Origin of the sequence: Rathayibacter sp. AY1B8, assembly GCF_002932775.1 — a bacterium.
In the GTDB taxonomy this organism is placed as follows: Bacteria; Actinomycetota; Actinomycetes; order Actinomycetales; family Microbacteriaceae; genus Rathayibacter.
The window spans coordinates 15617-42137 of sequence record NZ_PSWJ01000002.1 but is presented as its reverse complement, the minus strand read 5'-3'; the positions used below and the strand labels follow the sequence as shown (position 1 = coordinate 42137).

The window sequence follows — 26521 nt, the reverse complement described above, 5'->3', positions numbered from 1 at the left end:
CTGCAATGTTCGCTGGCCTCCAGGGGTGGCACCTCCTCATCATCCTCGCCGTGATCCTCCTCCTGTTCGGTGCGCCCAAGCTCCCGCAGCTGGCCCGCAGTGTCGGGCAGTCGATGCGGATCTTCAAGAGCGAGGTCAAGACCATGAAGGACGAGGACGGCACCGAGCGCCGTGAGTCGACCGAGGGGACCACCGGCACCGTCGCCGGATCCACCGGCTCGACCACCGGCACCGGCACCACCACGCCGCCCGAGTCCCCGCTCAAGTAATGACGTCCGTGGCACCGAAGAAGCCACGGACGAAGCGGACGAAGAACCCCGACGGGCGCATGTCGCTCGGGGCGCACCTCGTCGAGCTTCGCAACAGGCTCTTCAAGTCGGCGATCGCGATCGTCATCGCATGCGTCGCGGGGTGGTTCGTCTCGGAGTGGGTCTTCGAGGCCCTCAAGGCTCCGATCTCCGAGGTGGCCTCCACCCAGGGCAAGGAGGCGATCCTCAACTTCCCGACGATCGCCGGTGCCTTCGACCTGCGGCTGCAGATCGCCATCACGGTGGGCATCGTCCTGGCGAGCCCGGTCTGGCTCTACCAGATCTGGGCGTTCCTCGTCCCGGGCCTGACCCGCAAGGAGATGCGGTACGGCCTCGGCTTCATCCTCACCGCCATCCCGCTGTTCTTCGCGGGCTGTGCGGCCGGCTGGTTCGTGTTCCCGCACATCGTGGAGCTCCTGACGAGCTTCACCGGCAGCAACGCGGCGAGCTTCCTCGACGCCAAGATCTACTACGAGTTCGTTCTCAAGCTCGTGCTGGTCGTCGGCATCGCCTTCGTGCTGCCCGTCTTCCTGGTGCTCCTCAACTTCCTCGGCATCCTCCCCGGCATGCTGATCCTCAAGTCGTGGCGCATCGCGATCATGGCGATCGTGCTCTTCACGGCGATCGCGACCCCCGCGGCCGACCCGATCTCGATGTTCCTCCTGGCCATCCCGATCATCTTCCTGTTCTTCCTCGCCTGCGGGATAGCGATCCTGCACGACCGGCGCGCCGCCAAGCGCCAGCTGGTGTTCGACGGCAGCCCCTCCGACCTGCCCGCGTGACCGGACCGTCTCCCGCCGAGCGGTTCGCCGCGTTCCGGACGCGCCAGGGCCACGCGAGGGTCGAGGCGTTCCGCTCGACCCTCGCGTTCGACCTCGACCCCTTCCAGTACGAGGCCTGCAGCGCTCTCGACGACGGCCACAGCGTCCTCGTCGCCGCGCCCACCGGCGCCGGCAAGACGGCGGTGGCCGAGTTCGCGATCCACCTGGCCATGCAGGACCCGACGGCCAAGGTCTTCTACACGACGCCGATGAAGGCGCTGAGCAACCAGAAGTTCCAGGAGTTCGTCGAGGACTACGGAGCCTCCGAGGTCGGTCTGCTGACCGGCGACTCCAACGTCAACGCGCGCGCCCGCATCGTCGTGATGACGACCGAGGTGCTGCGCAACATGCTGTACGCCGACTCGGACCTCCTGCGCGACCTCGCCTACGTCGTGATGGACGAGGTGCACTACCTCGCCGACCGCTTCCGCGGCGCCGTCTGGGAGGAGGTCATCATCCACCTCCCGCAGCGCGTGCGGCTGGTCTCGCTCAGCGCGACCGTGTCGAACGCCGAGGAGTTCGGCGACTGGCTCCAGACCGTCCGGGGCGAGACCGAGGTCATCGTCTCCGAGGAGCGGCCCGTCCCGCTCGACCAGCACGTCCTGGTGGGCGGCAAGCTGGTCGACCTCTTCGACTCCTCCGGTCGGGCGGCGACGAACCGGGTGAACCCCGAGCTCGCCCGCATGGCCCAGGGCGGCTCCCGGGTCGAGCGCGGCGGCAGGGGCGGCCGCAACGGCAGAGGCGGTCGCGGCCGCTACCCGGAGCAGCGCACCGAGGAGCTCGTGCTGCGCTCGGAGGTCGTCGAGATCCTCCGCGGCAAGAACCTCCTCCCCGCGATCTTCTTCGTCTTCAGCCGTGCGGGCTGCGACCAGGCCGTGCGCCAGGTGCTGCGGTCGGGCGTGCGCCTCACCGAGCGCCACGAGCGCGACGAGATCCGCGCGATCGTCGAGGAGCGGTGCCGGACGATCCGCGACGAGGACCTCGCGGTGCTCGGCTACTGGGAGTGGCTCGACGGACTCCAGCGGGGCGTCGCCGCGCACCACGCCGGGATGCTCCCCGCCTTCAAGGAGGTCGTCGAGGAGCTGTTCCTGCGCCGTCTCGTGCGGGTGGTCTTCGCGACCGAGACGCTCGCGCTCGGCATCAACATGCCGGCCCGCACGGTCGTCCTCGAGAAGCTCGAGAAGTTCAACGGCGAGGCGCGCGTCCCGATCACACCGGGGGAGTACACCCAGCTCACCGGCCGGGCGGGCCGACGCGGCATCGACGTCGAGGGCCACTCGGTGATCCAGTGGCGCGGCGGGATGGACCCTCAGGCGGTCGCGTCCCTCGCCTCCCGGCGGACCTACCCGCTCAACTCCAGCTTCCGCCCCAGCTACAACATGGCCGCGAACCTGATCGAGCAGTTCGGGCGGGTGCGCACGCGCGAGATCCTCGAGTCGTCGTTCGCGCAGTTCCAGGCCGACCGGTCCGTCGTCGATCTCGCCCGCCGGGTCCGCCAGCAGGAGGAGTCGATGGCGGGCTACGTCACGGCGATGCAGTGCCACCTGGGCGACTTCGAGCAGTACGCGGCGATCCGCCGTGAGATCGGCGACCTCGAGCGCCGGGGCGCGGTGCGCGGCGAGTCGGCCTCCCACGCCGAGCGCGAGAAGCGCCAGGGACAGCTCACGAGCCTGCGGCGTCGGATGAAGGCGCACCCGTGCCACGCCTGCTCCGACCGCGAGCAGCACGCGCGATGGGCCGAGCGCTGGTGGAAGCTGCGCCGCGAGACCGACGAGATCGAGCGCCAGATCCGCTCGCGCACCGGCGCCGTCGCCCGCATCTTCGACCACATCACGGACGTGCTGCTCGAGCTCGGCTACTTCCGCCGGGACGAGGTCGGCGAGCTCTCGCTGACGCCCAACGGTCGCACGCTCCGCCGGATCTACGGGGAGCGGGACCTGCTCGTCGCCGAGTGCCTCCGGAAGCAGGCGTGGACGGAGCTCGATCCGGCCGGCCTCGCGGCAATGGCGTGCTGCCTGGTCTTCGAGCCGCGACGCGAGGAGGGGACGCTCGGCGAGCAGTTCCTGCCCCGCGGCGCGTTCCCCGAGGCGCTGGAGAAGACCCAGCTGCTGTGGGCCCGGCTCGACGACGTCGAGCGGGAGCACCGCCTGCCGGGCAGCAACCCGATCTCGACGAGCCTGGCGCTGTCGATGAACATGTGGGCCAAGGGCATGCCGCTCGACATGGTGCTCCGCGAGTCCGACATGGCCGCCGGCGACTTCGTGCGCTGGGCGAAGCAGACCATCGACCTCCTCGATCAGCTCTCCGTCGTCGCCGAGGGCAAGGTCGGCCGCGCGGCCCGGACCGCCCTCGACCTGGTCCGCCGCGGCATCGTCGCGTACTCGACCGTCGCATGACGCCGGTCGCTCCTCCGCCCGACGGGCGGACCGTTCCGCTGTGGGTGGCGCTGCCCCTCGCCGCCCTCGGCGGCGCCGTGCTCGACCGCGGCTTCCCCGACTCCGATGTCTGGCCGCTGGCGATCGTGGGCGCCGCGGCGATCCTGTTCGCGCTGGCGGGGCGCGGCTTCTGGAGCGGAAGCCTCGTCGGCCTCGTCGGCGGAGCGGTCTTCTGGGGCGTCCACATCGAGTGGCTGACCCTCTACCTCGGTCCGGTCCCGTGGGCGGCCCTCGCCGGCCTGCAGGCGATCTTCTTCGCGCTCTCCGCGGGGCTGATGGCGGTCGTCTCCACGCGCGGCCACCGCGTCTGGACGGGACCGCTCGGCCGGATGGTCGGCCTCCCCGCCCTCGTGGCGGCGCTCTGGATCGGGCGCGAGTCGATCACCAGCGTCTGGCCCTACGGCGGCTTCGCCTGGGGCCGCCTCGCGATCTCGCAGTCCCTCGGCCCGCTCGCCGGTCTCGCGGCGTGGATCGGCTTCGCCGGCCTCGGCTTCGTGGTGGCGTTCCTCGCGGCCGTGCTCGCGCAGGCCGTCCGCGAGATGTCCGTCCCGGCCTCCTCTCGCGTCAGCGCTCTCGCGGGCTTCGCGATCGTGGCGCTGGTGTTCCCCGCCTGGCCGGCACCGACGGAGGGCACGACCCGGATCGCCGCCGTCCAGGGCGACTCCGATGCGGGCCTGTTCTCACAGAGCTACCGCGGGCAGATCCTCGAGGACCACACCTCGGCGACGCTGCCGATCCTCGACCAGGACGTCGACATGGTGGTGTGGCCCGAGAACGGCGTCGACATCGATCCGACCCGGAACGCCCAGTCGGCCGCCGTCCTCGACTACCTCAGCCGGACGATGGACGCGCCGTTCGTCGTGGGCACGATCACGAACCCCTCGGACGACGTCTTCTACAACAGCTCGCTGCTCTGGAAGGCGGGGGAGGGGGCGACGCAGGTCTACGACAAGGTGCATCCCGTCCCGTTCGCCGAGTACATGCCGGACCGGGCGTTCTGGCGGATGTTCGCTCCGGACCTGGTCGACCTGGTGAGCCGCGACTACTCGATCGGCACCCGTCCCAACGTCTTCGACGTGAACGGCGTCCTCGCAGGCATCGCGATCTGCTTCGACATCTCGGACGACGCGCTGACGAACGCGATGGTCGACGGGGGAGCCCAGGTCATCCTCGGGCAGACCAACAACGCCGACTTCGGCCGGACCGACGAGAGCGTCCAGCAGCTCGCCATCGCTCGCCTGCGGGCCATCGAGACCGGGCGCAGCGTGGTCAACATCTCGACCGTCGGGACGAGTGCGATCATCGGGCCGGACGGCGCGACGATCGACTCCCTGACATGGTTCGAGCCGGGTGCCATGGTGGACGAGGTCCCCCTCAGCTCCACCACGACCCCGGCTCTGGTGTGGGCGCGAGACCTCGGCTGGTACTTCCTGGCCGCCGGTCTCATCGGCATGGTCTCGTTCGTCCTCAGGACGCGCGAGCCGCGACGCCGTTACCGCTGACCGGCGCTACGCGCCGATCTTGTGCTCGCCGCGCCTGGCGCGCAGATAGGCGAGCCGCTCCTCGAGCAGCTCCTCCAGCTCCGCGCGGGTCCGACGCTCGAGCAGCATGTCCCAGTGGGTGCGCGGAGCCTTCTGCTCGCCCTTGTCCACGACGACCGGCTTCGAGTCCACCATCAGAGTGGCCTCGTGACCGCAGGAGCGGCACTCCCAGGACTCCGGTGCTTCCGCGTCGGCCGAGAACACCATGTCGGTGTCGTGGCCGCAGTTCGCGCAGTGGTACTCGTACGTCGATCGCGGGGAGAAGACGACGCCTTCTTCGCTCTGCAGGCTCTGGGATCCGAGCCGCATTCCTCGCAAGCTTCGATCTGCCATTGTGTGGTCTCCTCTCGCTGTGCTTCCCCAGTGTCAACGTCGTACCTGGAGGTGGTCTTCCCGTCCCTGCCATTGCCAGAGAATCCTCAGGTCGGAGGCGTATTCCGCGGCTCCTGAGGGCGTGGCCGACGGGCGCTGAGGAAGGCGTCGACGGCCGCTCGGGCGAGGTCGGTGCGGTCGGTCACGAGCCCGTCGATCCCGAGCGCGAGGAGCTGCTCCATCCGCTCCGGATCGTCGATGGTCCAGAGGTGGATCTCGCAGCCGGTCACCCGCAGCCGGGCGAGGATCCGCGGCTCGGCGACGCGGAGGCCGAGCGCGCGCTCGGGCACCTGGAGCGCGTCGATGCCGCGGAGAGCGAGACGCACGGGGAGGGCGGCGCCGAGGTGGGCGGCGACCAGGGCGACGACGAAGCGGACCGCCGACGCCGAGGTCGCGGCGCCGGGAAGACGGCGGAGGGCCGCTGCTCGACGGATCTCGGAGAACGAGGTGATCAGGACGCGCTCCGCGGCGGCGGCGCCGGACACCGCCGCGACGACCGGGTCGATCGCGTCCCGCGACTTCACGTCGATGTTGAAGCGCGCGCGGGGGAGTGCGGCGAGGGCCTGCTCGAGAGAGGCGAGCCGGGCGCCGCCCGCCAGTCGGAGGTCGGCGAGCTCCTCCCACCGGGTGGCGGCGACGACGTGGCGGCGGCCGGAGCGGTCGATCACCTCGGCGTCGTGGACGAGCACGGCGACCCCGTCGAGGGAGGCGCGCGCGTCCGTCTCGAGGAGGTCCGCACCCGCGGCGAGGGCGCGTTCGAAGGCGGCGAGCGTGTTGCCCTCGGCCTGCGGGCCGAACCCGCGATGCGCGATCACCCGGGGGGTCGGCCCGCTCAGGGCGAGGGGTCGCTCAGGGGTGCGCATCGCGGACCGGGTCCGTGGCTAGACGGCCGGCGGCGGGGGAGTGGGCGCGGAGTCCGGGGTTCCGTCGGTCGTCGCGGCCGCCAAGGGGGCGGACGTATCGGATCCGGGCACGACAGGCGTGGAGCCGACGGACCCGGATGCGGCAGGCGCGGACGCCGCAGGCGCCGACGTGGGTGCCGCGTCCTGCGGGCGGACCGCCGGGGCGGACTGGCCGCGCTGGCCGAGCGCGCCTCCGATGCCCTTCAGCGCCTCGGTGAGCTCGCTCGGGATGACCCAGAGCTTGTTCGCGCTGCCCTCGGCGATCTTGGGGAGTGTCTGGAGGTACTGGTACGCGAGGAGCTCGCTGTCGGGGCGGCCCTCGTGGATGGCGTGGAAGACGGTGGTGATCGCCTTGGCCTCACCCTCGGCCCGCAGGACCGCCGCCTTCGCCTGGCCCTCCGCCGCGAGGATCGCGGCCTGGCGCTGACCCTCGGCGTTCAGGATCTGGGACTGCTTGGTGCCCTCGGCGGTGAGGATCACGGCTCGACGGTCGCGCTCGGCGCGCATCTGCTTCTCCATCGAGTCCTGGATGGAGAGGGGCGGGTCGATGGCCTTGAGCTCCACGCGTCCGACGCGGATGCCCCACTTGCCGGTGGCCTCGTCGAGGACGATGCGCAGCTGCCCGTTGATGTTGTCGCGGGAGGTCAGCGCCTCCTCGAGGTTCAGGCCGCCGACGACGTTGCGGAGCGTGGTGGTGGTCAGCTGCTCGACCGCGCCGAGGTAGTTGGCGATCTCGTAGGTCGCCGCGCGGGCGTCCGTCACCTGGAAGTAGACGACCGTGTCGATCGAGACGACGAGGTTGTCCTCCGTGATCACGGGCTGGGGCGGGAACGAGACGACCTGCTCGCGCAGATCGATCAGCGGGCGGACCCGGTCGATGAACGGCACGACGAGATTGAGGCCCGGCAGCAGGGTCTTGTGGTACTTGCCGAGGCGCTCCACGACCCCGGCGGTGGCCTGGGGGATGATGCGGACCGCTCGGAAGAGGACGACCAGGGCGAAGAGGACGACGGCGGCGACGACGACGATCGTCACGACGGAGGACGGTGTCACGGTGTGCTCCTTTCGGCGGGGACGACGACCGCGGTCGCGCCCTCGATGGCGGTGACGACGACTCTCTCGCCGACTCCGAGTGTGCGGTCCTCGACGAGCGGGGACAGGCGGACGGTCCAGGTCTCGCCGTTGGCGAGCTTGACCTGGCCGGCTCCGGGACCGGCGAGGACGACGCTGCCGGAGAGCCCGAGGAGAGCGTCTGCTCCGCTGGGGGTGGGATCGCCGCCCCGCTTCAGCAGCCGCAGCAGCGGCGGACGGACGGTGAACAGCAGGAGGGCGGCGAGGACGGCCGCGACGGGGACCTGGACCCAGAAGGGAGCCCCGACCAGCCCGGTCAGCAGTCCGCCTATGCTGCCGACGGCGAGCATCAGGAACGTGAACTCGAGAGTGATCATCTCGACGATCACGAAGATGAGGATCAGCGCGAGCCAGAGGATCCACGCGTACTGGGTGACAGCGTCCATGCTGTGTGCTCCTTCCCCTCGACGAGCATTCCCAGGCTATCAACGCCCCCCGGACGAGGGCTGGGAGAGGGGGTGCGCCGACGATCTCGAGGCCCTTGGTAGACTCCTCCGTCGGGCCGTGGCCCGTCATCGTGCCCGATCCGGTCTCCGAGCCGGCGTTCTGGAGGAATACCCGTGTCCAATCCCCTCGCCCCCGGCTCCTTCGACGGCAAGCGCGCTCTCGTCACCGGGTCGTCCCGCGGCATCGGCGCCGACACGGTCCGCTACCTGGCCGAGGCCGGAGCCCGCGTCGTCGTCAACTACCGCTCGAAGGCGCCGCGCGCCGACAAGCTCGTCGCGCAGATCGTCGAGGCCGGCGGCACCGCCATCGCCGTCGGCGCCGATCTCACCGACGCCGACTCGCGCGCCGAGCTCTTCTCCCGCATCGAGAAGGAGTACGGAGGACTGGACGTGCTCGTCCTGAACGCCTCCGGCGGCATGGAGAGCAACATGGGGGAGGACTACGCGATGGTCCTCAACCGCGACTCGCAGGTCGCCGTGCTCGACGCGGCGCTGCCGCTGCTCTCCGAGGGCTCCCGTGTCGTGTTCGTCACGAGCCACCAGGCGCACTTCATCCGGACCACGCCCACGATGCCCGAGTACGAGCCCGTCGCGCTCTCCAAGCGCGCCGGCGAGGACGCCCTGCGCGAGCGGATCGGTGAGCTCGCCGAGCGCGGGATCGAGTTCATCGTCGTCTCGGGCGACATGATCGAGGGCACCATCACCGCGACCCTGCTGGAGCGCGCGAACCCGGGCGCGATCAGCTCGCGTCGCGAGTCGGCCGGCAAGCTCTACAACGTGCAGGAGTTCGCGGCCGAGGTCGCTCTGGCGGCCGTCGAGCCGATCCCCGCGGACAACACCCGCCTCGTCGGCGACATCTCCGACTTCGCCTGATCGCCTTCGCGGAATGACCCCGGCGCGCGGGTCTGCGATCCTCGACGGATGACTCCGATGGACGGCAGCGGACCGGTATCGGGGGAGTCCGACGCCGTCGTGGGCGCAGGCCGTCCGCCGGCGGACGCCGGGCGGCGTGAGCATCCTTCTCGATGCCGTCGCGGTGATGGTGAACCGGCGGGAGCGCTCGCAGGGCCGCTGACGCGCGTTCCGGCAGGCGCCCGAGAGGATCGGGCCGACGACGGCGTCCGCGGAAAGGTGACCGTCGATCCGCGGCTGCGGCTGCGGCTGGTCACGCGCTTCGACACTCCGACCGAGACGTGCTGGTACGAGGACGTCGAGCCGTGGGTGGAGCATTCGCCGATCCGCTGATGACGTGCCGGACCGTCGGGCGGCCTCAGTCCCGGTCCGTCCGGCCCTTTCGCCGTTATCCGATAATGCACATTATGTCAGTTTGTTCGCACACACTCCGCCCGACGGGCTCCGAGGTGTGGTTGCACACGAGCCTCGGAACCCGCCGGAGTCCCGCCGGCTAGGCGCCGGGTGCGAGGCCGAGCTGCGTGAGGATGCCGAGCTCGTCGCTGCTTCCCCAGCGCTCGGCGAGCTTGCCGTCGACGAAGGTGCTGATCTGCATGCCGCGGATCTTCACGGACTTGCCCGTCGGCGCGTGGCCCTGGAACACACCGGTCTGCGTGCCGGTCAGTGTGTAGGCGAACGCGACGCTGTCGTCGTCCGCGACGAGCTTCTCGACCTCGAGTGCCATGTCGGGGAACGCGGTCCGCAGGTCGCCGAAGAACGCGGCGTATCCCTCCGGGCCGGGTGCCTGGCCGGGCGCCGGGTCGTGATCGACCGAGTCGGGCGCGACGAGTGCGTCGAACGCGGCGAAGTCGCCGGCGTTGACCGCCTCGCCGAAGGCCTGCTGGGAGGCGATGTTCTGCTCGCGAGTCATGTGCTGTCACCTGTTCTGCACCGGTCCGGTGCCTCGAGGAGTGGTGCGGGTCGTCAGCGACGGTACGCAAGCCCGTCGAAGGCGGTACAGGGCTTGCGCGCTCCCCCGGGCGCTTCCCACTGCCGCTTCTCATAAGCGAGATTATGTCAGTTCGACCGAAGTCCCGTTCTGCAGGGATGGCGATCGGCTCCCCTCAACGCTCCTGCGACAGGACGTCATCGATCGCCGCCGCGCTCCGATGGCAGACCGGGCGCTTCGACGGTGAGACCTCGGATCACCGCGGCGACGACCATGCGCTGCGTGAGTTCGGCGCTGGTGTCCACGGGCCACTGGCTCACCGACCCGACGTGCGCCGCGACGACCGCCTTCGCCAGGACGGCGGACTCGACGGCGGGGACGCGGCCGTGCACGGCGGCGAGGGCGGCGAAGCGCTCGCCCAGCTCGCGCGAGACGCGGTCGTCGTCGATCATCATCCGCTCGGCGAACTCCGGGTCCACGGCGGCGCGTGCCAGGAGCACCGACCGCAGGGAGAACCACTCGCGGCTGGACGGGAGCGCGCCGAGGAGGGAGCGGACGGCGCCGTCGAGGGTCGCCGCGCGGTGCTCCTCCTGCAGCTGGACGTCGAGGGCCTCCTGCAGGCTCCCCCACACTCTCGCGGCCTGCTCCTCGTGGAGTGCGAGGAAGAGCTGGTCGACACCGGCGAAGTTCGAGTAGAACGCGCCGCGGGTGAAGCCCGCCTGCCCGCAGATGTCCTCGACGCGCTGGCCGATGGTGCCCGTGCTCTCGAAGAGCTCGGCGGCCGCGGCGAGGAGACGTCGTCGCGTCTCGCTCCTCCGCCGGACCGGAGCCTGCTCGCCTGTGACCACGCCCCCAGCCTATTCGGATCCTTGCGCTGGATGGGCTTTTTCAGTACGTTTCGTTTCCAATGCATACCGTATCGAGAACTGGAACGCCCGATCCTCGACGGCGACGGTCCCGGTGGCTGCCGACCGCGACCGTCGTGCTCATCGGGGCGGTCCTCGCCTGGCTGAACCGGGTGGAGTGGTGGGGGTGGCTCGTCGTCGCGGCGGCCGCGGTCCTGATCGCGGCCGTCTCGAGGAGCTGGCGGCACCGGCACTGGATGCTGCGTACGGCGGCCTGGGTCGCGTCCGCAGGGCTCGTCGGAGCCGTCGCCCTCGCCGCGGGTCCTCTCCCGGCGACGCGGACGCTCGCCGGTCCGCACACCGCCCCGGTCACGACCCGGCAGGGCGACGTCGTCGGTGTGCACGACGCCGCAGCCGGGGTCGACGCCTTCGCGGGGATCCCCTACGCCGCTCCCCCGGTCGGTCCGCTGCGCTGGGAGGCGCCCCGCCCGGCCCCGCAGCGGTCGGCGACCCTCGTGGCCGACGACTTCGGCCCCTCCGCCGTTCAGCCGGAGCCGACGTTCCTCTCCCGAGCGGCGACCCGCGTGCTCGACCTGCCGCTGGAGGAGACGCTCCTCGGCGGGTACGCGACGGACGAGGACAGCCTCCGCCTGAACATCTGGACGCCGGCCGGCGGGGCGGGCGACTCCCGCCCGGTCCTCGTCTACCTCCACGGCGGCGCGTTCGTCTCGGGGTCCGGCGCCCTCCCCGCCTACGACGGCGCGGCGCTCGCCTCCCGGGGCGCGGTGGTCGTCACCGTCGCCTACCGTCTGGGCGTCCTCGGATTCCTCGCCGGTGATGTGCTCGGCGGCGGCACCCCGGGGAACCAGGGACTGCTCGACCAGGTCGCCGCTCTGCAGTGGGTGCAGGACAACATCGCCGCTTTCGGCGGGGACCCGGGGCGGGTGACGGTCGCCGGCCAGTCCGCCGGCTCCGGCAGCGCCTGCATCCTCGGGGCCTCGCCCCTCGCGGCCGGCCTCCTCCACGGGATCATCGGGGAGAGCGGAGGATGCCTGGGGTCGGCGGGAGACCGCGAGGCCGGCGACCTCTACGACGACGCCGCCACCGCACGGGAGGCGGCTGCGCGCCTGAGCGAGGCGCTCGGCGGGGCGAGCCTCGCCGAGATGAGGGCCCTACCGGCCGAGCGCATCGTCACGGCCGCCGCTGGCCTCTCGCAACACTGGTGGCCCTCGATCGACGGCGTCGTCCTCCCCGACACGCCGCTCGCCGTCTACGAGGCCGGTCGGCAGAACGACGTCCCCCTCCTGCTCGGCAGCAACTCCGACGAGACCTCGCTCGATCTGCTGGGAGGCGTCGACCCGGATCCGGACGCCTACGAGCAGGAGGTGCGCCGGGAGCACGGAGACGACGCGGACCGATTCCTCGCGCTGTACCCGGGTGCCGTCGAGGACCAGGTCGTCGACTCCCGGCTGCGCGCCGACAGCGACCGGACGATGACCGCCCCGATGCGGCTCTGGGCGCTGACGGCCGCCCGGACCGGACGGGCGGGCGTCCACGCCTACATCTTCACGCGCACTCCCCCGGAGAGCGGACTCGAGCGGTTCGGCGCGTACCACGGCGCCGAGGTGATGTACGCGTACGGGAACCTCGGGGCGGACGGCGACGCCGACTACACGGACGTCGACCGCCGGCTCGAGCAGGAGATGACCGCGCGCTGGCTCGCATTCGTCTCCCACGGCGATCCGGACGCCGCCGGCCGCGAGCGGTGGCCGGCCGTCAAGGAGGATCCGGACAGCGTGCTCGAATTCGGCGACGTCGTCCGGGTCGCCGAACGCCCGTCCCCCGACGCGGTCGACTTCTGGCTCGAAGGGACGGGCTGACGCGGGGGCGCTCCTCGCGGCGGAACCTCCGGACAGCGGGGAGCCTTCGCTCAGAGCTGCCCGACGAGGTGCGCCTGCCGACCGTCGCGCGCGAAGACCGGGATGACGGCCAGGGGCGCGTCGGCGACGATCCACTGCCCGCCCTCGTGCTCGGCGCCCGTCGAGAGCTCCGTCCAGCGCGCCCCGGCGGGCAGGTAGACCCGTCGGGAGACGGCTCCGGCGTGCGTGACCGGAGCCACGAGCAGGTCCGAGCCGAAGAGGTACTGGTCGGCCAGATCCCAGGCCTCCGGGTCCCCCGGGAACTCGTGGAACACCGCGCGCAGCACGGGCTGGCCCAGCTCGTGCGCCTCCCGCATCGCCTCGCGCGTGTACGGGCGCAGGGTCTCGCGCAGATGCAGCAGGCGGGTGAGGATTGGCGTGGCCTCCTCGCCGAAGCTCCACACCTCGTTCGCGGCTCCGGTCGCGGCGCGGCGGCTCCCGTCGGCGGCCGTGACCGGGGCCGACGGCGCGCGGTCGCCGTGGAGGCGCATCACCGGGCTGAACGCGCCGAACTGGAACCAGCGCACGAGGAGCTCACGGAACTCCGGATCCGACGGGTCTCCCCCGGCGAATCCTCCGATGTCGGTCGTGAACCACGGGATCCCCGCGACGCCCATGTGGATGCCGGCCGTGATCTGGTGGCGCAGGTCCGCGAAGGTCGAGTGGATGTCGCCCGACCACACGAGCGCACCGTAGCGCTGGCTGCCCGCCCACGCGGTGCGGACGAGGTTGACGATCGCGGTCTCCCCGCCCTCGCTCTGCCCCTCGAAGAAGCCGCGGGAGAACGCCTGCGGGTAGAGGTTGCCGACCTGGACGGCGGGGCCGGCGGCGTAGCGGTAGTTGTCGAAGTCGTAGACGCCGTACTCGGGCTCGGCCTCGTCGAGCCAGAAGAGCCGGATCCCGTGCTCGCCGTAGTTGCGCCGGCACGCCTCCCAGACGAACCTCCGGGCGGCGGGACTCGTCGCGTCGTAGAACGCGCTCGGACCCTCGAACTGCATGTGCAGGTCCAGGCCCCGCTCGGCCTTGACGAGGAGGTTCCCCTTCTTCATCGCGATGTAGTTCTCGGACTCGACCGACACCTGCGGCCAGACCGAGACCATCAGCTCGATCCCGAGCTCGCGCAGCTCGGCGACCATGGCGGACGGATCCGGCCAGAACTCCTCCTCGAAGCGGAAGTCGCCCATGTGCGGCCAGTGGAAGAAGTCGGCCACGATGACGTCCATCGGCAGGCCGCGGCGCCGGTGCTCGCGGGCGACCTCGAGCAGCTGCTCCTGGTTCCAGTAGCGCAGCTTGCACTGCCAGAAGCCGAGGCCGTGCTCGGGCATCATCGGGACGTGCCCGGTCGCGTCGGCGTAGGCCCGGGTGATGTCGGCCGGGGTCTCCCCCGCGGTCACCCAGTAGTCGAGCTGCTGGGAGGACTCGGCGGACCACTCCGTGCGGTTGGCTGCGAAAGTCGCGCGGCCGATCGCGGGGTTGTGCCAGAGGAACCCGTAGCCGCGGCTCGACAGCACGAACGGGACGCTCGACTGGGAGTTGCGGTGCGCGAGCTCGAGCGTGCAGCCCTTCAGATCGAGGATGTCCTGCTGGTACTGCCCCATCCCGTACAGCTTCTCGTCGGGGGACGTCTCGAACAGCGCGGTCAGCCGGAAGTCGCCGCCCAGGTGCGGACGCTGCTCGCGGGCGCGCAGCTTGAGCGCTCCCCCGCTCCCGAGCTCTCGGAAGAGCAGCTCCCCCCGACGGTCGTAGAAGGAGAGGGAGCAGGAGAGCTCGTGGTAGCCGGTCTGGTACCCGTAGCCCTCCTGCTGCTCGAGGACGACGGTGATGCCGCCGGCGCGCAGCGTCGCCCGCGGTCCCTCGATCGAGACCTCCGGCGCGTGGCGCTCGGGGGCGATCAGCGCCCAGTCGGTGTCGAGGACCTCCCCGGACCGGCGGGCGCGGACCCGGACGCTGTCCCTCCCCCACGGCTCGACGACGACGGTCTCGCCGTCGCCGCGCCAGACGAGGCGGTCCCCCTCGAGGGCGAACGCGTCGGTGTCCATGTGCTCCTGCTTCCTCGAGTCGGGCACGGCGCTCAGTCCTTGACCGCGCCGGCGGTGACCCCGGCGGCGACGTAGCGCTGGGCCACGATCAGCAGCACGGCGGCCGGGATGGAGGCGATCACGGCGGTCGCCATGATCCCGTTCCAGTTGGTGGTGGTCGATCCGATGTAGCGGTAGAGGCCGAGGGTGAACGGCACGATGCTGTTGCCCGAGGTGAGCGAGTTCGCGTTGAGGAAGTCGGCCCAGGCGAACAGGAACGAGAACAGGCCCGCGGTCACGATCGAGTTCCGGCTCAGCGGGATGACGATCGAGACGAAGGAGCGCCAGTTGCTCGCACCGTCGATCCGCGCGGCCTCGATCAGCTCGTCGGGGATGCCGAGCATGAAGGCCCGGAGGATGATCACCGCGAACGGCACGGAGGCGGTCGCGTCGGCGAGGATCAGGCCCGGATAGGTGTTGAGCAGCCCCAGCGCGTTGTAGATCGCGAACAGCGCGGTGACCAGGACGATCCCGGGGATCATCTGGGCGAGGAGGAACACGAACATCACGACGCCGGTCCCCCGCACCCGGAACTTCGCCATCGCGAAAGCGGCGGGCAGGGCGATCGCCAGCGTCAGGATCACGCAGCCGATCGAGATCACGAGGCTCGTGATGAGGTTCGGCAGCTGCGTCGAGAACGCCTGCACGTACCCGTCGAGGGTCGGGTCGCCGGGGAACAGGCTCGGCGGGGTCTGGATCAGGTTCTGCGGCTTGGTCAGCGAGACGTTGACCATCCAGTAGAGCGGGAAGAGGAGGAAGCCGCAGAGCACGATCGCGATGACCACGTCGATCCCGCGGCGCAGCCCTGTGGTGTGCCGGTTCATCCGAGGTCCTCCTTGCGCTGGGCGCGGATGTAGATCACGCCGAAGACGAGGGCGACGATCACGAGGATCTGGCCGGCCGCCGCTCCGACTCCGAACTGCAGGTCGGTGAAGGACTGCTCGTAGGCCCACGTCGCCAGGGTGTGCGAGCTGTTGGCCGGGCCTCCCTTGGTGAGGATCCAGATGACGTCGAACACCTTGATCGTGTAGACGAGGCCGAGGAGGAGCGTGACGGAGGTCACCGGTCGCAGCAGCGGCCAGGTGATGCTCCAGAAGGACCGCCAGCGCGAGGCGCCGTCCAGTGCCGCGGCCTCGTAGAGGCTCTCGGGGATGCCCTGCAGGCCTCCGTGCAGCAGCACCATGTTGAACGGGATGCCCAGCCAGATGTTGGCGATGATGACCGCCCACAGCGAGACGGACGGATCGGTCAGCCAGCCGACCGGCGTGCCGATCGCGGCGTTCAGGATGCCGAACTGCTGGTCGAAGATCCAGCGCCAGGCCGTCGCCGAGACGATCAGCGGCAGGAGCCACGGCAGCAGGATGAGGGAGCGGAACGTCGCCGAGAGCGGGAACCGGCGGCTGAAGAACAGCGCCAGGGCCATGCCGATCGTGAACTGGCCCACCAGCGAGACCACGGTGAAGACCACGGTGTGCCAGGCGATGCTCGCGAAGATCGGATCGGTGACGACCGTGACGTAGTTGTCGAAGCCGACGAAGGGGGCGATCCCGGTCACGAAGGACGACGGTCCGAAGTCCTGGAGGCTGAGGACGACGCCGCGGATGATCGGGTAGACGAAGAAGACGGCGAGGAAGATCACCACGGGCGCCATGAAGGCGGCGGCGGCGATGCGGAGGTGGGAGCGGGGTCGGCGGCGGGCGGGCGGCCTGGTGGCCGCCCCGCCCGCGACCGGCGCCGTGAGCACGGCGGGGTCGGTCATGCGGCCGCTACTTCAGGCTCGCCGCGGCGTCGTCGAGGGCCGCCTGCGGCGTCTTCGAGCCGGTCAGCGACTCCTGGATCGCGGTCCAGAGCGCCTTCGAGGTGTCGGGGTAGGCGACGCCGAGGTCGCTGGTGCGTCCCTGCGCGACCGAGATGGCCTCCACCCAGGGCTGGAGCGCGGGGTCCTCGGTCGCCTGCTCGGCGGCCGCGTCGGCGTACGGCATGATGTACGACTGGCCGGCCGCCCAGGCCTTCAGGCTGTCGGGCTGGATGACGCACTGCGCGAACTCCGTGGCGAGCGTCTGCTTCGCGGCGTCGGAGGCGACCACCTCGACGAACTCGCCGCCGAGCGGGCTCGGTGCCGCTCCCCCGTCCTTCGCCGGGATCGGCACGACGCCGTAGTCGATGCCCGCCTCGTCGAGGGCGGAGAGCTGCCAGGTGCCGTTGACCATCATCCCGAGCTTGCCCGCGAGGAACTGGTCGCGGACGTCCTGCTGGTTGGCGTTGACGTTCGCCTGCGAGGCCGAGCCGCTCTTCACCAGGTCGGTCCAGAGTGCGAGCGCCGAGACGGCGTCGTCGGAGGAGATGTCCTCGAGGGTCGCACCGGAGCCCCAGAAGAAGGGCAGGAACTGGAAGGTGCCCTCCTCGGTGCCGATCGCGGAGAAGCCGAGCCCGGTGACGTCGCCCGCGGTGAGGGCCTTCGCGGCGGTGGTCAGCTCGTCCCAGGTCGTCGGCGGAGTGACGCCGGCGGCCTCGAAGAGCGCCTTGTTGTAGAAGAGCGCGAGGGTGTTCGAGCCGATCGAGGAGCCGTAGGTCTTCCCGTCCAGCTGGCCGGCGGCGAGCACGTTCGGGAGGACGTCGCTGGTGTCGAGCCCGGAGGCGGCGTTGTCGACGAGCAGGCCGGTGTCGGCGAACTTCGCGACGTTGGGGTTGTCGAGGACGACCAGGTTCGGCGTGGTCTTCGACGCGGCCGACTGCAGGAGCTTGGTGGTGAGGTCGGGGTCGGAGGTGCGCTCGAGGGTGATCCCGGTCGAGGCCTCGCAGCCGGCCAGGAGCTGGCCGTAGGGGGAGGACGCGTCGTACTGGGTGAAGCTGTCCCAGAGAGTGAGCGACTTCGACGAGTCGTCGCCCGCTCCCTGTGCGCTGCACGCGCTGAGGGCGACTCCGGCGATGAGGACGAGGGAGGCGGCGCCTGCGGCCCGTCGGATGCTGTTCTTCACGGTATTCCTCTCTGAATACGGTCGGGACGAGCGGAGCGCTCGCGCCGGGAAGACCCTCCGGGGGCGCCCGCTGAGGCGGTCCGTCCGGAAGTCGTGGCGAGCCTAACCGAGTCGGAGAACCGGTTCAATAGATTTCGGAGAACCGGTTCACCGATCGCCCGGGGAACGCTCCGGACGACCCGGCGACGTCAGCCGCGCGCCCGCCGCCACGAGGGGACGACGCCCCGGCTGGTGCCCGGCGAGAAGGGCGCGGTGGTGCCGAGGTCCACGACCACCGCGGGCAGCAGCTCCGTCACTCCCGGAGTCGCGGTGCCGGCGAGCTCGTCGAGCACCAGGTCGACCGCCCGCGAGACCATCTCGTCGCCGGGCAGGTCCACCACGGTGACCGGCTGGTCGGCGTGCCGCATCACCGCCTCCGGGGCGATGGTCATGATCGAGCAGTCCTCCGGGACGCGCAGGCCCAGGCCGCTGAGGCGCTGCAGGAACGGCTCGAGCACGCCCGGCCCGTGCGTGACCACGGCGCTCAGGCCGGGGAGCTGCTCCTGCGCCTGCTCGAACCAGTCGTCGACGTCGTCGGTGCTGGGGATGACGGCTCCCCGCACGCCGCGCAGGCGGCACTGGTCGAGGAAGCCCTCGCGGAACCGCAGGGCGAAGGCGTAGCCGCTCTCGTAGGCGTCGGGGCCCATCCCGAGGACCGCGATCTCGACGTGCCCGAGGTCGGCGAGGTGGTCGACGGCGACCCGCGCCGCGCCGTCGAAGTCGAGGTCGATCGCGCTGAACGGGCTGCCCTCGCCCGGGTAGCCGACCAGCGCGGTCGGCAGGCCGATGCTCGCGAGGACCGGCAGCCGGGGGTCGTCCCGGCGGATGTCCATCACGACGAGCGCATCGGCGAGGACGTCGCGCGCGAGCTCCCCCTCGCCCGTGCCCATCATCAGCAGGTCGAAGCCGCGGGCGCGGGCCGCGTACATCGCCGCCCGCACGAAGCGCATGAAGACGTCGACATCGGTCTGCCGCGACTCCGGATCGACGGAGGCGAAGAAGCCGAGGATGTTCGTGCGCCGCAGCGCCAGGGCCCGCGCCATCGGGTCGGGCCGGTAGCCGAGCCGCTCCACGCTCGCGAGCACGCGCAGGCGGGTCGCCTCCGGGAGCTTCTTGTTGCCGGAGAGCACGTAGGACACCGTGCTGCGGGCCACCCCCGCATCGGCCGCGACGTCGCGAATGGTCACCATGGGCTCAGCGTAGTGAGGGCCCGGCGACGGGAGGGCCCGCCGGCGACCCCCTCGACCGGCGGGCAGCAGCGTGCACACCCGGGCGGTCCGGCCGTCCCGCCGTGGGTGGAGAGCCGTCCGCCGCGAGCCGCGCGACGGCGCCGACGGACGCAGGCCGCGGACGAGCAGTCGGTCACGGTTGCGCACGGGTCCGACGGGCACGTACGGTCGACCCGTACCTCGTCGCGAGCCGCGACGTCGGTGCGGCCGCCACACCGGCCGATCCAGCGGCTCGCGGTCACGGGGGCTCCCCGCACGGAAGACGGACTCTTGCGCCCCAGCACCGGTACTGCGTCCACGACGCAGCAGCTGCTCTCGCACTGACGTCCCCCGTGCCCGCCCCTCAGGGGCGAGCCGTTGCTCCTTCGGAGCCCGGTGGTCGTCGTGCGCCGACACCGACCCCTGGAGCACCGTGCCCTCCACTTCCCGCACCACCCCGCCTGCCGTCGTCCTCCACGACTGCACGTTCGCCTGGCCCGACGGCTCCGTCGTCCTCGACCGCGTGACCACTGCGTTCGGCCGCGGGCGCACCGGTCTCGTCGGCGCGAACGGCGCCGGCAAATCCACCCTCGTCCGCCTCGTCACCGGCGGCCTCTCCCCCACCGCCGGGAGCGTCTCGACGACGGGACCCGTCGACCTGCTGCCCCAGCGCCTCCGGCGAGGGCCCGACGACACCGTCGCCGATCTCCTCGGGATCCGGCATCGCCTGGACGCTCTGCACGCGATCCTCCGCGGCGACGCGGATCCGCGGCACTTCGAGGTGCTCGCGGACGACTGGGACCTCGAGGCCCGGGCGCTCGCCGCACTCGGCGACGCCGGGCTCGACCTGGAGGAGGCGGACCTGCTGCGGCCGGTCGCGACCCTCTCCGGAGGGCAGGCCGTCCTCACGGCCGCGACCGGCGTCCGGCTGCGCGGCCGGCCGATCGCCGTGCTCGACGAGCCGACGAACGACCTCGACCGGCGCTCCCGAGGGCTTCTGCTCGACCTGGTCGACCGGTGGCGCGGGACGCTCGTGCTCGTCAGCCACGACCGGGAGCTGCTCGAGCACGTCGACGAGATCGCGGAGCTGCGCGACGGGGCGGTCCGCACCTCGGGCGGGACGTTCTCGGCGTTCGAGGAGCGGCTCGCCCTCGAGCAGGCGGCCGCGGAGCGCGATCTGCGCGACGCCGACCGGCTTCTCCGCGCCGAGCGGCGGCAGCGCATCGAGGCCGAGACGACCATCGCCCGCCGGGCGCGGGCGGGGGCGCGATCGGCGGAGTCGATGCCCGCGATCCTCGCGAACGCGCGGAGAGGACGAGCCGAGGCGACCGCGGGACGGCTGCGCTCCGGGCACGGGGCCGCGGAGGCGCGGGCGCGCGAGCAGGTCGACGCAGCGTCGCGAGCAGTCCGGGACGACGACCGGGTCCGCCTCGACCTGCCGGACCCCGGGGTCGCGGCCGGGCGCCGTCTGGCGGAGGTGACGGTGCGCGGCCGGACGACGGTGCTCCAGGGGCCGGAGCGGATCGCCGTGGTCGGCGCGAACGGGACGGGGAAGACGACCCTGCTCGAGCACCTCGTCGGGGCGCCGGGTGCGCGGGAGCATCCGCTCGCCGGCACCACGGCCCGAGCGCTGACGGAGCGGGTCGGCTGGCTCCCCCAGCGCCGCGAGGGACTCCTCGACGAGGAGGCCACCGTGCGGGAGCACGTCTCCCGGGCCGCGCCGGATCGTCCGGCGGTCGAGCTGCGGAACGCCCTCGCGCGGCTCCTGGTGCGCGGCGACGTGGTCGATCGGAGGATCGCGTCGCTCTCGGGCGGCGAGCGGTTCCGCGTCGCGCTCGCCGGGCTCGTGCTGGCGCAGCCCGCTCCGCAGCTGCTCGTGCTGGACGAGCCGACGAACGACCTCGATCTCGCCACGACCGACCACCTCGTCGACGTTCTCGCCGCCTGGCGGGGCGGCCTGGTCGTCGTCAGCCACGACGAGGCGTTCCTCGACCGGCTCGGACTCCACTCCCGAGTGGTGCTCGACGCGGAGTGACGGCTGGTCCCCCGGCCCCCGGCGGTTCTGGCCTCGACCGGGCCCCTGCCGCCGGGGAGACTGGCCGGGCCCCTCCCGCCCCCAGCGAACGGACCGACGTGCTCACCGGACTCAGCGCCTTCCCCCTCACACCGCTCCGCGACGACAGCATCGACGAGCGGTCGTTCGCCGCTCTCGTCGAGCGGCTCGCGCGGGCGGGAGTCGACTCGATCGGCGCACTGGGCTCGACCGGCTCGGCTCCGTACCTGGACCGCGGCGAGCGCCGGCGCGCAGCAGAGATCGCCGTCCGCGGCGCCGGCCCGGTGCCGGTCGTGGTCGGGATCGGGGCGCTGCGCACCTCGCAGGTGCTGGCGCTCGCCGAGGACGCGCAGAGCGCCGGAGCGAGCGCGGTGCTCCTGGCGCCGCTCGGCTACCAGCCGCTGACGGACGAGGACGTGCTGGGGCTCTACGAGGACGTGACGGCTCAGCTCTCGGTGCCGCTCGTCGTGTACGACAACCCCGGGACGACGCGCTTCTCCTTCTCCGACGACCTCTACGGGGCCGTCGCCCGGCTGCCGCAGGTCGCCTCCCTCAAGATCCCCGGCGTGCCGGAGGGACCGGGCGCCGCGGCGGCGCGCGTCAGCGAGATCCGGGAGCGGGTGCCGGAGGGGGTCACCGTCGGGGTCTCGGGGGACGCCGCGGGTGCGCGCGGGCTGCTCGGCGGCTGCGACGCCTGGTACTCGGTGATCGGCGGCCTCTTCCCGCGGACGGCGCTGTCGATCGCCCGGGCGGCGCAGTCGGGCGATGAGGCGGCCGCGATCGCGGGATCGGCACGCCTGCAGCCCGTCTGGGACCTCTTCGCGGAGCACGGCGGCAGCTACCGCGTGGTCGCGGCGATGGCGGAGCAGCTCGGTCTCGCCGAGGCGCGCTGCCTCCCGCGTCCGGTCCGCGGGCTCGGTGCACGGGCGCGGGCCCGGGTCGCGGAGGTCCTGGCGGAGCTGGGGCCTGTGCTGGAGTGATCCGCGGGCGGGTCGGCGGGAGGACGGCTCGGACGGCGTGGTCGTTCCGGACAGCTGGAGGGGCGGGCCGGGATGTCCCCGACCCGCCCCTCCGGCGGAGCACGCGACCTCAGCAGGCCTTGGACGCGCGGTAGGTGTTGCGTCCCGCCGCCACGAACAGCGCGTCGAGGACTCGGGCCTTGCCCGGCGCCACGGAGTAGCAGCTGCCGTCGAAGTCGGCGATGATGTCGGCCTTGCGCTCGACCGTGCTCGACCCGCAGTTGCGGAAGACGAGAGCGCGCTGGCGCAGGACGCCCTCGGGTCCGAGGGTGGCGCCGGTGGCCACCTCCTGGGCTCCGCACGCGTAGTTCCCGGCGCTCACGTACTGTCCGTTCGCGACCTCGGCCGCGGAGGCGGGCGTCGCGACAGCGACGACGCCGACGGAGGCGATGGCGCCCGTGAGGGCGAGGGTGGCAAGAGTTCGTCGAAGAGTCATGGTCGTTTCTCCTTCTGCTTCTCGGTCTCTTCACGCTGGCACCGGTCCGCCGACGAGCGCGAGGAACCTGGGAGCCTTCACACCGGGGGGCCAGACCGGTGCGGGGAAGTGCTCCCGAACGGGGCGAAAGGGTCGGAACCGGCGGGGCGGACGATCAGGAACGGGCCTCTCCTTCGCTTCCTGAGCGCCTCGATCCGCCGCCGATGCGGTCGCCGAGCCGCCGACCGTTCCGTCCGTGCGGCGTCGTCCCTCCGCCGTCCCGCGACTGGCGCGCATCGACGGGTCGTCCGGCCGGTCCTCCGGCTAGCGTTGCAGGCACACCCCCCCGCCGACCCGGACCGCTCCGCCGACCTCGTCGGTTCGCGGTCCCTGCACGAGGAGCCCCCGTGTCCCCCGACGATTCAGCAGTACCCCCCTCTCGAACTCCCGGCCTACGGCGGCGCGCCGTCATCGGCGGCGCCCTCACGGGTGCTCTCGCTCTGGGCGCGGCGACGCTCCCGGCCGCCTCCGCCTCCGCCTCCCCCGTGCCCGGCCTGCCCGGGGAGAGGACCCGCACGATCAACGTGAGGACGAAGAACCGCGGCGTGCTCTACGACGTCCTCACGGTCTCGATCGCGGGCGACCTCGCGCGGATCTTCGTGCCGCAGACGGTGAAGCCGCGGCAGGCCGCGGCGGTACCGGTGATCTGGTTCATCCACTCCGCGCAGGCCGACCACACCTCGCTGTCCAGCGTCTTCGCGTACCCGGCCGAGCTCGCCGTCGAGCGGGGCGCCATCGCGATCTGCCAGACGCTCGGCGGAACGATCTGGACCAACGACACCGCTCAGAAGCACCAGCGGAACGGCTACGCCTACCTCTCCGGCCAGTTCCCGATCGCCGCGAGCTACCTCTGGGCGATGTCGGCCGGCGGTGCGCTCGCCTGCGAGGACTACGGCGCGCGGGTCTTCCCCGGCATCAACGGCGTCTACCTGGTCAACGGCGTCTACGACCTCCGCGACACCCACGACCGCACGACGCGGGGCCGCTTCTCGATCGGCGGTGCCTTCGGCGGCAGCACCGCTCAGATCGACTCCCACAACCCGAAGCGGCTGCCCGCCTCCGCCTGGGCCGGCGCGAACATCCGCGCGGTGGTGTCCGACACGGCCCACCCGGACCCGAGCGTGCCGCCGGCACTGCACGGGCTCGCCCTCGTGAAGAAGGCGACGGCCACGGCCAGGGAGGCGACCGTCCGGACGCACGCGCTCGGCCACAACGCGCCGTCGTGGGTGAACCAGGACGGCATCGACGCGATCTTCCGCTGGCACGCCGGGCTGGCCGCCGCACCGGCGCCGTCCGCGACGCCGACCCCGACGAAGACGCCCGTCGTCCGCCCGTCCACCGCGGGCCGCTGGGACTTCGACCAGGCGGACGCCCCGTACGCGGGAGAGCCGGGGTCTCCGTTCCGACCCCGCTGAGCGGTCCGGACGCGACGGCGTCCCTCGGGAAGCGCTGACCGTCACATGCGCTCGGCGCGGCGATCGGCGCAGCTGCGCGGGCCTGCCGCGGGACCGGGCGAGCCCTCCTCCGCGGAGCTCCGCGGCGCCCTCTTCCGGACAGGGCCGCTAGAGGACATTGTCAGCGGCGGGACGGCCGTGCCACGGTTCGAGGACGGCCGATGGGGGCCGTCCCGATCGAAGGCAGCACATGCGCTCCAGCACCGTCCCTCGTCCGCCCGCCGTCGAGGACGGCACGTCGCAGCCGCGGGATCCAGGAGCGGCGCGGCGGCTCCGGCGGGGTCTGCTCGGGTTGACCGCGGCCGTCGCGCTCCTCGTCGGCACCGCCGTTCCTCTCGCGGCGGTCGCCGCTCCGTCCGCCCCTGTCCTCGGGGTGGCGGCCTGGGGAAGCGGCACCGACGGGAAGACCACGGTCCCGGCCGGGGTCGAGGGTGTCCTCTCCCTCGCCGCGGGCCGGACCCACAGCCTCGCCGCGAACGGCGACGGCGGGGTCGTCGCCTGGGGCCGCGGGTCGTACGGGCAGACCAGCGTCCCCGACGGTCTCACGGGGGTCGTCGCGGTCACCTCCGGCGACTACAGCAGCCATGCGCTGAAGAGCGACGGGACCGTCGTCTCCTGGGGCTACGACGGCGACGGGCAGGTGTCGAGGAGTGCCGCGCTGACCGGGATCGTCGCGATCTCGTCCTCCCGCGACAACAGCCTCGCGCTCGGCAACGACGGCACCGTCACGTCGTGGGGCAGCAACGGGCTGGGCGAGGGCCTGGTCCCGGCCGGCCTCGGAGGCGTCACGGCCATCGCCGCGGGCCAGCGCCACAGCCTCGCCGTGTCCGGCGGAAGGGTGGTCGCCTGGGGCTGGGACCTCTACGGGCAGACCGACGTCCCCGCGGGGCTCGAGGGCGTGGTGGCCGTTGCGGCCGGAGAGACCCACAGCCTCGCGCTGAAGGAGGACGGCACCGTCGTCGCCTGGGGCGCGAGCTCCGATTCGGTCGTCGTCGACTACGGCCAGACCACGGTGCCGGAAGGCCTGTCCGGGGTCGTGGCGATCGCCGCCGCATCCGACTACAGCCTCGCGCTGAAGGGCGACGGCACGATCGTCGGGTGGGGCCGGAGCTCGGCCGGGCAGCTGCAGTTCCCCGCCGGCCTCGCCGGCACGACGGCTCTCGCAGCCGGACCCGATCACGTGCTCGCCCGGGGCCCGCGTCCCGTCCTGACGGCGGACGCTCCTCCCGCGTCCGGGCCGCTCGGAGCGGCCGCCTCGTACACCTTCGCGGCCGACCGCCCCGCCTCGTTCGCGATCGCCTCCGGCTCCCTCCCCGACGGCCTGACCCTCAGCGCGTCCGGGCTCCTCTCCGGCACGCCGACGACCGCGGGGACGTCCACCTTCGCCGTCTCCGCGCGGAACCCCTTCGGCTCCACCGTCGGGGCCTCGCACACGTTCGCCGCGGCGGAGACGACGGTCGCGCCGACCCTGGCCGGCGACCCGCCCGCCGCGACGGTGGGCACCCCGTACGACTTCGACTACAGCGTGACGGGCACACCGGCGCCGACGGTCTCGCTCGTCTCCGGAACGCTCCCCGCCGGCCTGAGCCTCGATGATCGTGGCGGCCTGACCGGGACGCCGACGACCGCCGGCCGCTCCACCTTCACCCTGCGGGCTCAAAACGCTGCGGGGAGCGCGGAGACCACCAGCACCGTCGTCGTCTCCCCCGCCGCCGCTGCACCGGCGATCTCCGGCACCCCCGGGCCGGGCGTCGTCGGCACCCCCTACGACTTCGGCTACACCGTCTCGGGCTTCCCCGCGCCGTCGGTGGCCGTCTCCTCCGGTGCGCTCCCGTCCGGCCTCACCCTGACTCCGGCCGGGCGCCTGACCGGGACTCCGTCCGCGCCGGGCACCTTCACGTTCACGCTGACGGCCCGCGCCGGCACCGCCTCCGCGGAGACCACCAGCACCGTCACCGTCTCGTCGCCGACGGTCGCGCCGACCCTCTCCGGGACGGTCGCGGCCGGCGTCGTCGGCTCGGCCTACGACTTCCGCTACGCGGTGAGCGGGACGCCCGCTCCGTCGGTCTCCCTGGTCTCCGGCGCACTGCCCGCCGGGCTCACCCTCGACGCGACCGGGCGCCTCTCCGGGACGCCGACCACGGCCGGGACCACCACCTTCAGCATCCAGGCCGCGAACTCGGCGGGCACGGCTCGGGCGACGAGCACGCTGACGGTCTCGCCGAAGCAGGTCGCGACGAAGGCCGATCTGCGCGTCTACCTCTCCGGGCCGGCCTCGGCGGTGAAGGGGAGGACGCTCACCTACACCCTCATCACGACGAACGCCGGTCCGGTTGCGTCTGGGTCGGTCTTCTCGCAGGTCGTCCTGCCCGCGGGTGTGCAGTTCGTCTCGGCGACCGGCTCGTACACCAGGGTCGGGAACGTCGTGGTGTTCCAGCGGGCCGGCCTGGCGGACGGGCGGACCGTGTCGGAGAAGATCACGGTGAGGGCGGCCGTCTCGGGCACGGCGACCGCGCTGGCGGCGGCGTTCTCGACGAAGACGCCCGACCCGTCCATCCGCAGCAACGCGGACACGACGAGCACGACGATCCGCTGACCGCGGGAGCGTGACGGCGGGCGGTCCCTCGCGGGCCGCCCGCCGTTCTCGGTGCGGGAGC

The 26521-nt window shown here is 72.2% G+C and carries 23 protein-coding genes; 11 read left to right on the top strand and 12 right to left on the bottom strand.

Annotated features, from left to right (window positions below; all coding sequences use genetic code 11):
• The first annotated feature begins 5 nt into the window (after positions 1-5).
• The 4 genes from tatA to lnt are packed head-to-tail and all read left to right on the top strand — an operon-like array spanning position 6 to position 5066.
• Positions 6-269 carry a Sec-independent protein translocase subunit TatA gene (tatA, locus tag C5C63_RS01795; RefSeq protein WP_104232603.1) on the top strand — a complete coding sequence of 88 codons (264 nt, stop codon included), beginning with the start codon at positions 6-8 and terminating at the stop codon, positions 267-269.
• Positions 269-1090, top strand: a complete 822-nt coding sequence (tatC, locus tag C5C63_RS17205) for a twin-arginine translocase subunit TatC (protein WP_374952911.1) — start codon at positions 269-271, stop codon at positions 1088-1090. Before tatA ends, tatC begins: the two co-directional genes overlap by 1 nt.
• Entirely contained in the window at positions 1087-3525 is a 2439-nt protein-coding gene (locus C5C63_RS01785; RefSeq protein WP_104325406.1) for an RNA helicase, read from the top strand. Before tatC ends, C5C63_RS01785 begins: the two co-directional genes overlap by 4 nt.
• Positions 3522-5066, top strand: a complete 1545-nt coding sequence (lnt, locus tag C5C63_RS01780; RefSeq protein ID WP_104292092.1) for an apolipoprotein N-acyltransferase — start codon at positions 3522-3524, stop codon at positions 5064-5066. Before C5C63_RS01785 ends, lnt begins: the two co-directional genes overlap by 4 nt.
• 6 nt (positions 5067-5072) lie before the next feature.
• Here lnt and C5C63_RS01775 read toward each other — a convergent pair whose 3' ends face one another.
• The 4 genes from C5C63_RS01775 to C5C63_RS01760 all read right to left on the bottom strand — a co-directional run bounded on the left by C5C63_RS01775 (position 5073) and on the right by C5C63_RS01760 (position 7896).
• The gene (locus tag C5C63_RS01775; protein WP_104292091.1) at positions 5073-5438 is read right to left on the bottom strand and encodes an RNA polymerase-binding protein RbpA; all 366 of its coding nucleotides are present in this window, start codon (positions 5436-5438) and stop codon (positions 5073-5075) included.
• 86 nt (positions 5439-5524) lie between these two features.
• Positions 5525-6340: a glycerophosphodiester phosphodiesterase family protein gene (locus tag C5C63_RS01770; protein ID WP_104267343.1), complete on the bottom strand. Its 816-nt coding sequence runs from the start codon at positions 6338-6340 to the stop codon at positions 5525-5527.
• Positions 6341-6358: 18 nt separating this feature from the next.
• The gene (locus tag C5C63_RS01765) at positions 6359-7414 is read right to left on the bottom strand and encodes an SPFH domain-containing protein (protein WP_374953135.1); all 1056 of its coding nucleotides are present in this window, start codon (positions 7412-7414) and stop codon (positions 6359-6361) included.
• A 14-nt stretch (positions 7415-7428) separates the two neighbouring features.
• Positions 7429-7896, bottom strand: a complete 468-nt coding sequence (locus C5C63_RS01760; RefSeq protein ID WP_104222034.1) for an NfeD family protein — start codon at positions 7894-7896, stop codon at positions 7429-7431.
• 174 nt (positions 7897-8070) lie between these two features.
• On the opposite strand from C5C63_RS01760, the gene C5C63_RS01755 reads away from it, so the two are divergent.
• Positions 8071-8829: an SDR family oxidoreductase gene (locus tag C5C63_RS01755; RefSeq protein ID WP_104292090.1), complete on the top strand. Its 759-nt coding sequence runs from the start codon at positions 8071-8073 to the stop codon at positions 8827-8829.
• A 48-nt stretch (positions 8830-8877) separates the two neighbouring features.
• Positions 8878-9201: a hypothetical protein gene (locus C5C63_RS16640; RefSeq protein WP_146078456.1), complete on the top strand. Its 324-nt coding sequence runs from the start codon at positions 8878-8880 to the stop codon at positions 9199-9201.
• A gap of 160 nt (positions 9202-9361) precedes the next feature.
• On the opposite strand, the gene C5C63_RS01750 is transcribed toward C5C63_RS16640, so the two are convergent.
• Entirely contained in the window at positions 9362-9778 is a 417-nt protein-coding gene (locus C5C63_RS01750) for an ester cyclase (RefSeq protein WP_056045707.1), read from the bottom strand.
• Positions 9779-9993: 215 nt separating this feature from the next.
• Positions 9994-10644, bottom strand: coding sequence for a TetR/AcrR family transcriptional regulator (locus tag C5C63_RS01745; RefSeq protein WP_104325405.1), 651 nt, complete (start codon positions 10642-10644; stop codon positions 9994-9996).
• Positions 10645-10778: 134 nt separating this feature from the next.
• Here C5C63_RS01745 and C5C63_RS01740 point away from each other — a divergent pair, with 134 nt between their 5' ends.
• Positions 10779-12521, top strand: coding sequence for a carboxylesterase/lipase family protein (locus tag C5C63_RS01740; protein WP_219815264.1), 1743 nt, complete (start codon positions 10779-10781; stop codon positions 12519-12521).
• A 50-nt stretch (positions 12522-12571) separates the two neighbouring features.
• Here C5C63_RS01740 and C5C63_RS01735 read toward each other — a convergent pair whose 3' ends face one another.
• The 5 genes from C5C63_RS01735 to C5C63_RS01715 form a co-directional block, all read right to left on the bottom strand.
• Positions 12572-14599, bottom strand: a complete 2028-nt coding sequence (locus C5C63_RS01735; protein WP_104237511.1) for a TIM-barrel domain-containing protein — start codon at positions 14597-14599, stop codon at positions 12572-12574.
• A gap of 32 nt (positions 14600-14631) precedes the next feature.
• Positions 14632-15462: a carbohydrate ABC transporter permease gene (locus tag C5C63_RS01730; RefSeq protein WP_104222044.1), complete on the bottom strand. Its 831-nt coding sequence runs from the start codon at positions 15460-15462 to the stop codon at positions 14632-14634.
• Positions 15459-16397 (bottom strand): carbohydrate ABC transporter permease, encoded by a 939-nt coding sequence (locus C5C63_RS01725; RefSeq protein ID WP_104325403.1) that lies wholly within the window; start codon positions 16395-16397, stop codon positions 15459-15461. The genes C5C63_RS01730 and C5C63_RS01725 overlap by 4 nt, the downstream gene beginning before the upstream one ends.
• A gap of 7 nt (positions 16398-16404) precedes the next feature.
• The gene (locus C5C63_RS01720) at positions 16405-17616 is read right to left on the bottom strand and encodes an extracellular solute-binding protein (RefSeq protein WP_104222048.1); all 1212 of its coding nucleotides are present in this window, start codon (positions 17614-17616) and stop codon (positions 16405-16407) included.
• Between the two features lie 188 nt (positions 17617-17804).
• Positions 17805-18845, bottom strand: coding sequence for a LacI family DNA-binding transcriptional regulator (locus tag C5C63_RS01715; protein ID WP_104222050.1), 1041 nt, complete (start codon positions 18843-18845; stop codon positions 17805-17807).
• Positions 18846-19296: 451 nt separating this feature from the next.
• On the opposite strand from C5C63_RS01715, the gene C5C63_RS01710 reads away from it, so the two are divergent.
• A complete protein-coding gene (locus C5C63_RS01710) occupies positions 19297-20898 on the top strand; it encodes an ABC-F family ATP-binding cassette domain-containing protein (protein WP_104325402.1) in 1602 nt (533 codons plus the stop codon).
• Positions 20899-20996: 98 nt separating this feature from the next.
• Entirely contained in the window at positions 20997-21896 is a 900-nt protein-coding gene (locus tag C5C63_RS01705; RefSeq protein ID WP_104292086.1) for a dihydrodipicolinate synthase family protein, read from the top strand.
• 109 nt (positions 21897-22005) lie between these two features.
• Here the strand turns inward: C5C63_RS01705 and C5C63_RS01700 are convergent, their stop codons facing one another.
• Complete coding sequence (locus C5C63_RS01700; RefSeq protein WP_104222056.1) at positions 22006-22371, bottom strand: hypothetical protein; 366 nt, start codon at positions 22369-22371, stop codon at positions 22006-22008.
• A 386-nt stretch (positions 22372-22757) separates the two neighbouring features.
• Here C5C63_RS01700 and C5C63_RS01695 point away from each other — a divergent pair, with 386 nt between their 5' ends.
• Both C5C63_RS01695 and C5C63_RS01690 read left to right on the top strand, forming a co-directional pair.
• Positions 22758-23825, top strand: coding sequence for a hypothetical protein (locus C5C63_RS01695; RefSeq protein ID WP_104246834.1), 1068 nt, complete (start codon positions 22758-22760; stop codon positions 23823-23825).
• 229 nt (positions 23826-24054) lie between these two features.
• Positions 24055-26460 (top strand): putative Ig domain-containing protein, encoded by a 2406-nt coding sequence (locus tag C5C63_RS01690; RefSeq protein ID WP_146086341.1) that lies wholly within the window; start codon positions 24055-24057, stop codon positions 26458-26460.
• The last annotated feature ends 61 nt before the right edge of the window (positions 26461-26521 follow it).

Coding starts and splice junctions, on each gene's coding strand:
- tatA (WP_104232603.1), top strand. CDS start 6: ATGTTCGCTGGCCTCCAGGGGTGGCACCTCCTCATCATCCTCGCCGTG.
- tatC (WP_374952911.1), top strand. CDS start 269: ATGACGTCCGTGGCACCGAAGAAGCCACGGACGAAGCGGACGAAGAAC.
- lnt (WP_104292092.1), top strand. CDS start 3,522: ATGACGCCGGTCGCTCCTCCGCCCGACGGGCGGACCGTTCCGCTGTGG.
- C5C63_RS01775 (WP_104292091.1), bottom strand. CDS start 5,438: ATGGCAGATCGAAGCTTGCGAGGAATGCGGCTCGGATCCCAGAGCCTG.
- C5C63_RS01770 (WP_104267343.1), bottom strand. CDS start 6,340: ATGCGCACCCCTGAGCGACCCCTCGCCCTGAGCGGGCCGACCCCCCGG.
- C5C63_RS01760 (WP_104222034.1), bottom strand. CDS start 7,896: ATGGACGCTGTCACCCAGTACGCGTGGATCCTCTGGCTCGCGCTGATC.
- C5C63_RS16640 (WP_146078456.1), top strand. CDS start 8,878: ATGACTCCGATGGACGGCAGCGGACCGGTATCGGGGGAGTCCGACGCC.
- C5C63_RS01750 (WP_056045707.1), bottom strand. CDS start 9,778: ATGACTCGCGAGCAGAACATCGCCTCCCAGCAGGCCTTCGGCGAGGCG.
- C5C63_RS01735 (WP_104237511.1), bottom strand. CDS start 14,599: ATGGACACCGACGCGTTCGCCCTCGAGGGGGACCGCCTCGTCTGGCGC.
- C5C63_RS01730 (WP_104222044.1), bottom strand. CDS start 15,462: ATGAACCGGCACACCACAGGGCTGCGCCGCGGGATCGACGTGGTCATC.
- C5C63_RS01725 (WP_104325403.1), bottom strand. CDS start 16,397: ATGACCGACCCCGCCGTGCTCACGGCGCCGGTCGCGGGCGGGGCGGCC.
- C5C63_RS01715 (WP_104222050.1), bottom strand. CDS start 18,845: ATGGTGACCATTCGCGACGTCGCGGCCGATGCGGGGGTGGCCCGCAGC.
- C5C63_RS01700 (WP_104222056.1), bottom strand. CDS start 22,371: ATGACTCTTCGACGAACTCTTGCCACCCTCGCCCTCACGGGCGCCATC.
- C5C63_RS01690 (WP_146086341.1), top strand. CDS start 24,055: ATGCGCTCCAGCACCGTCCCTCGTCCGCCCGCCGTCGAGGACGGCACG.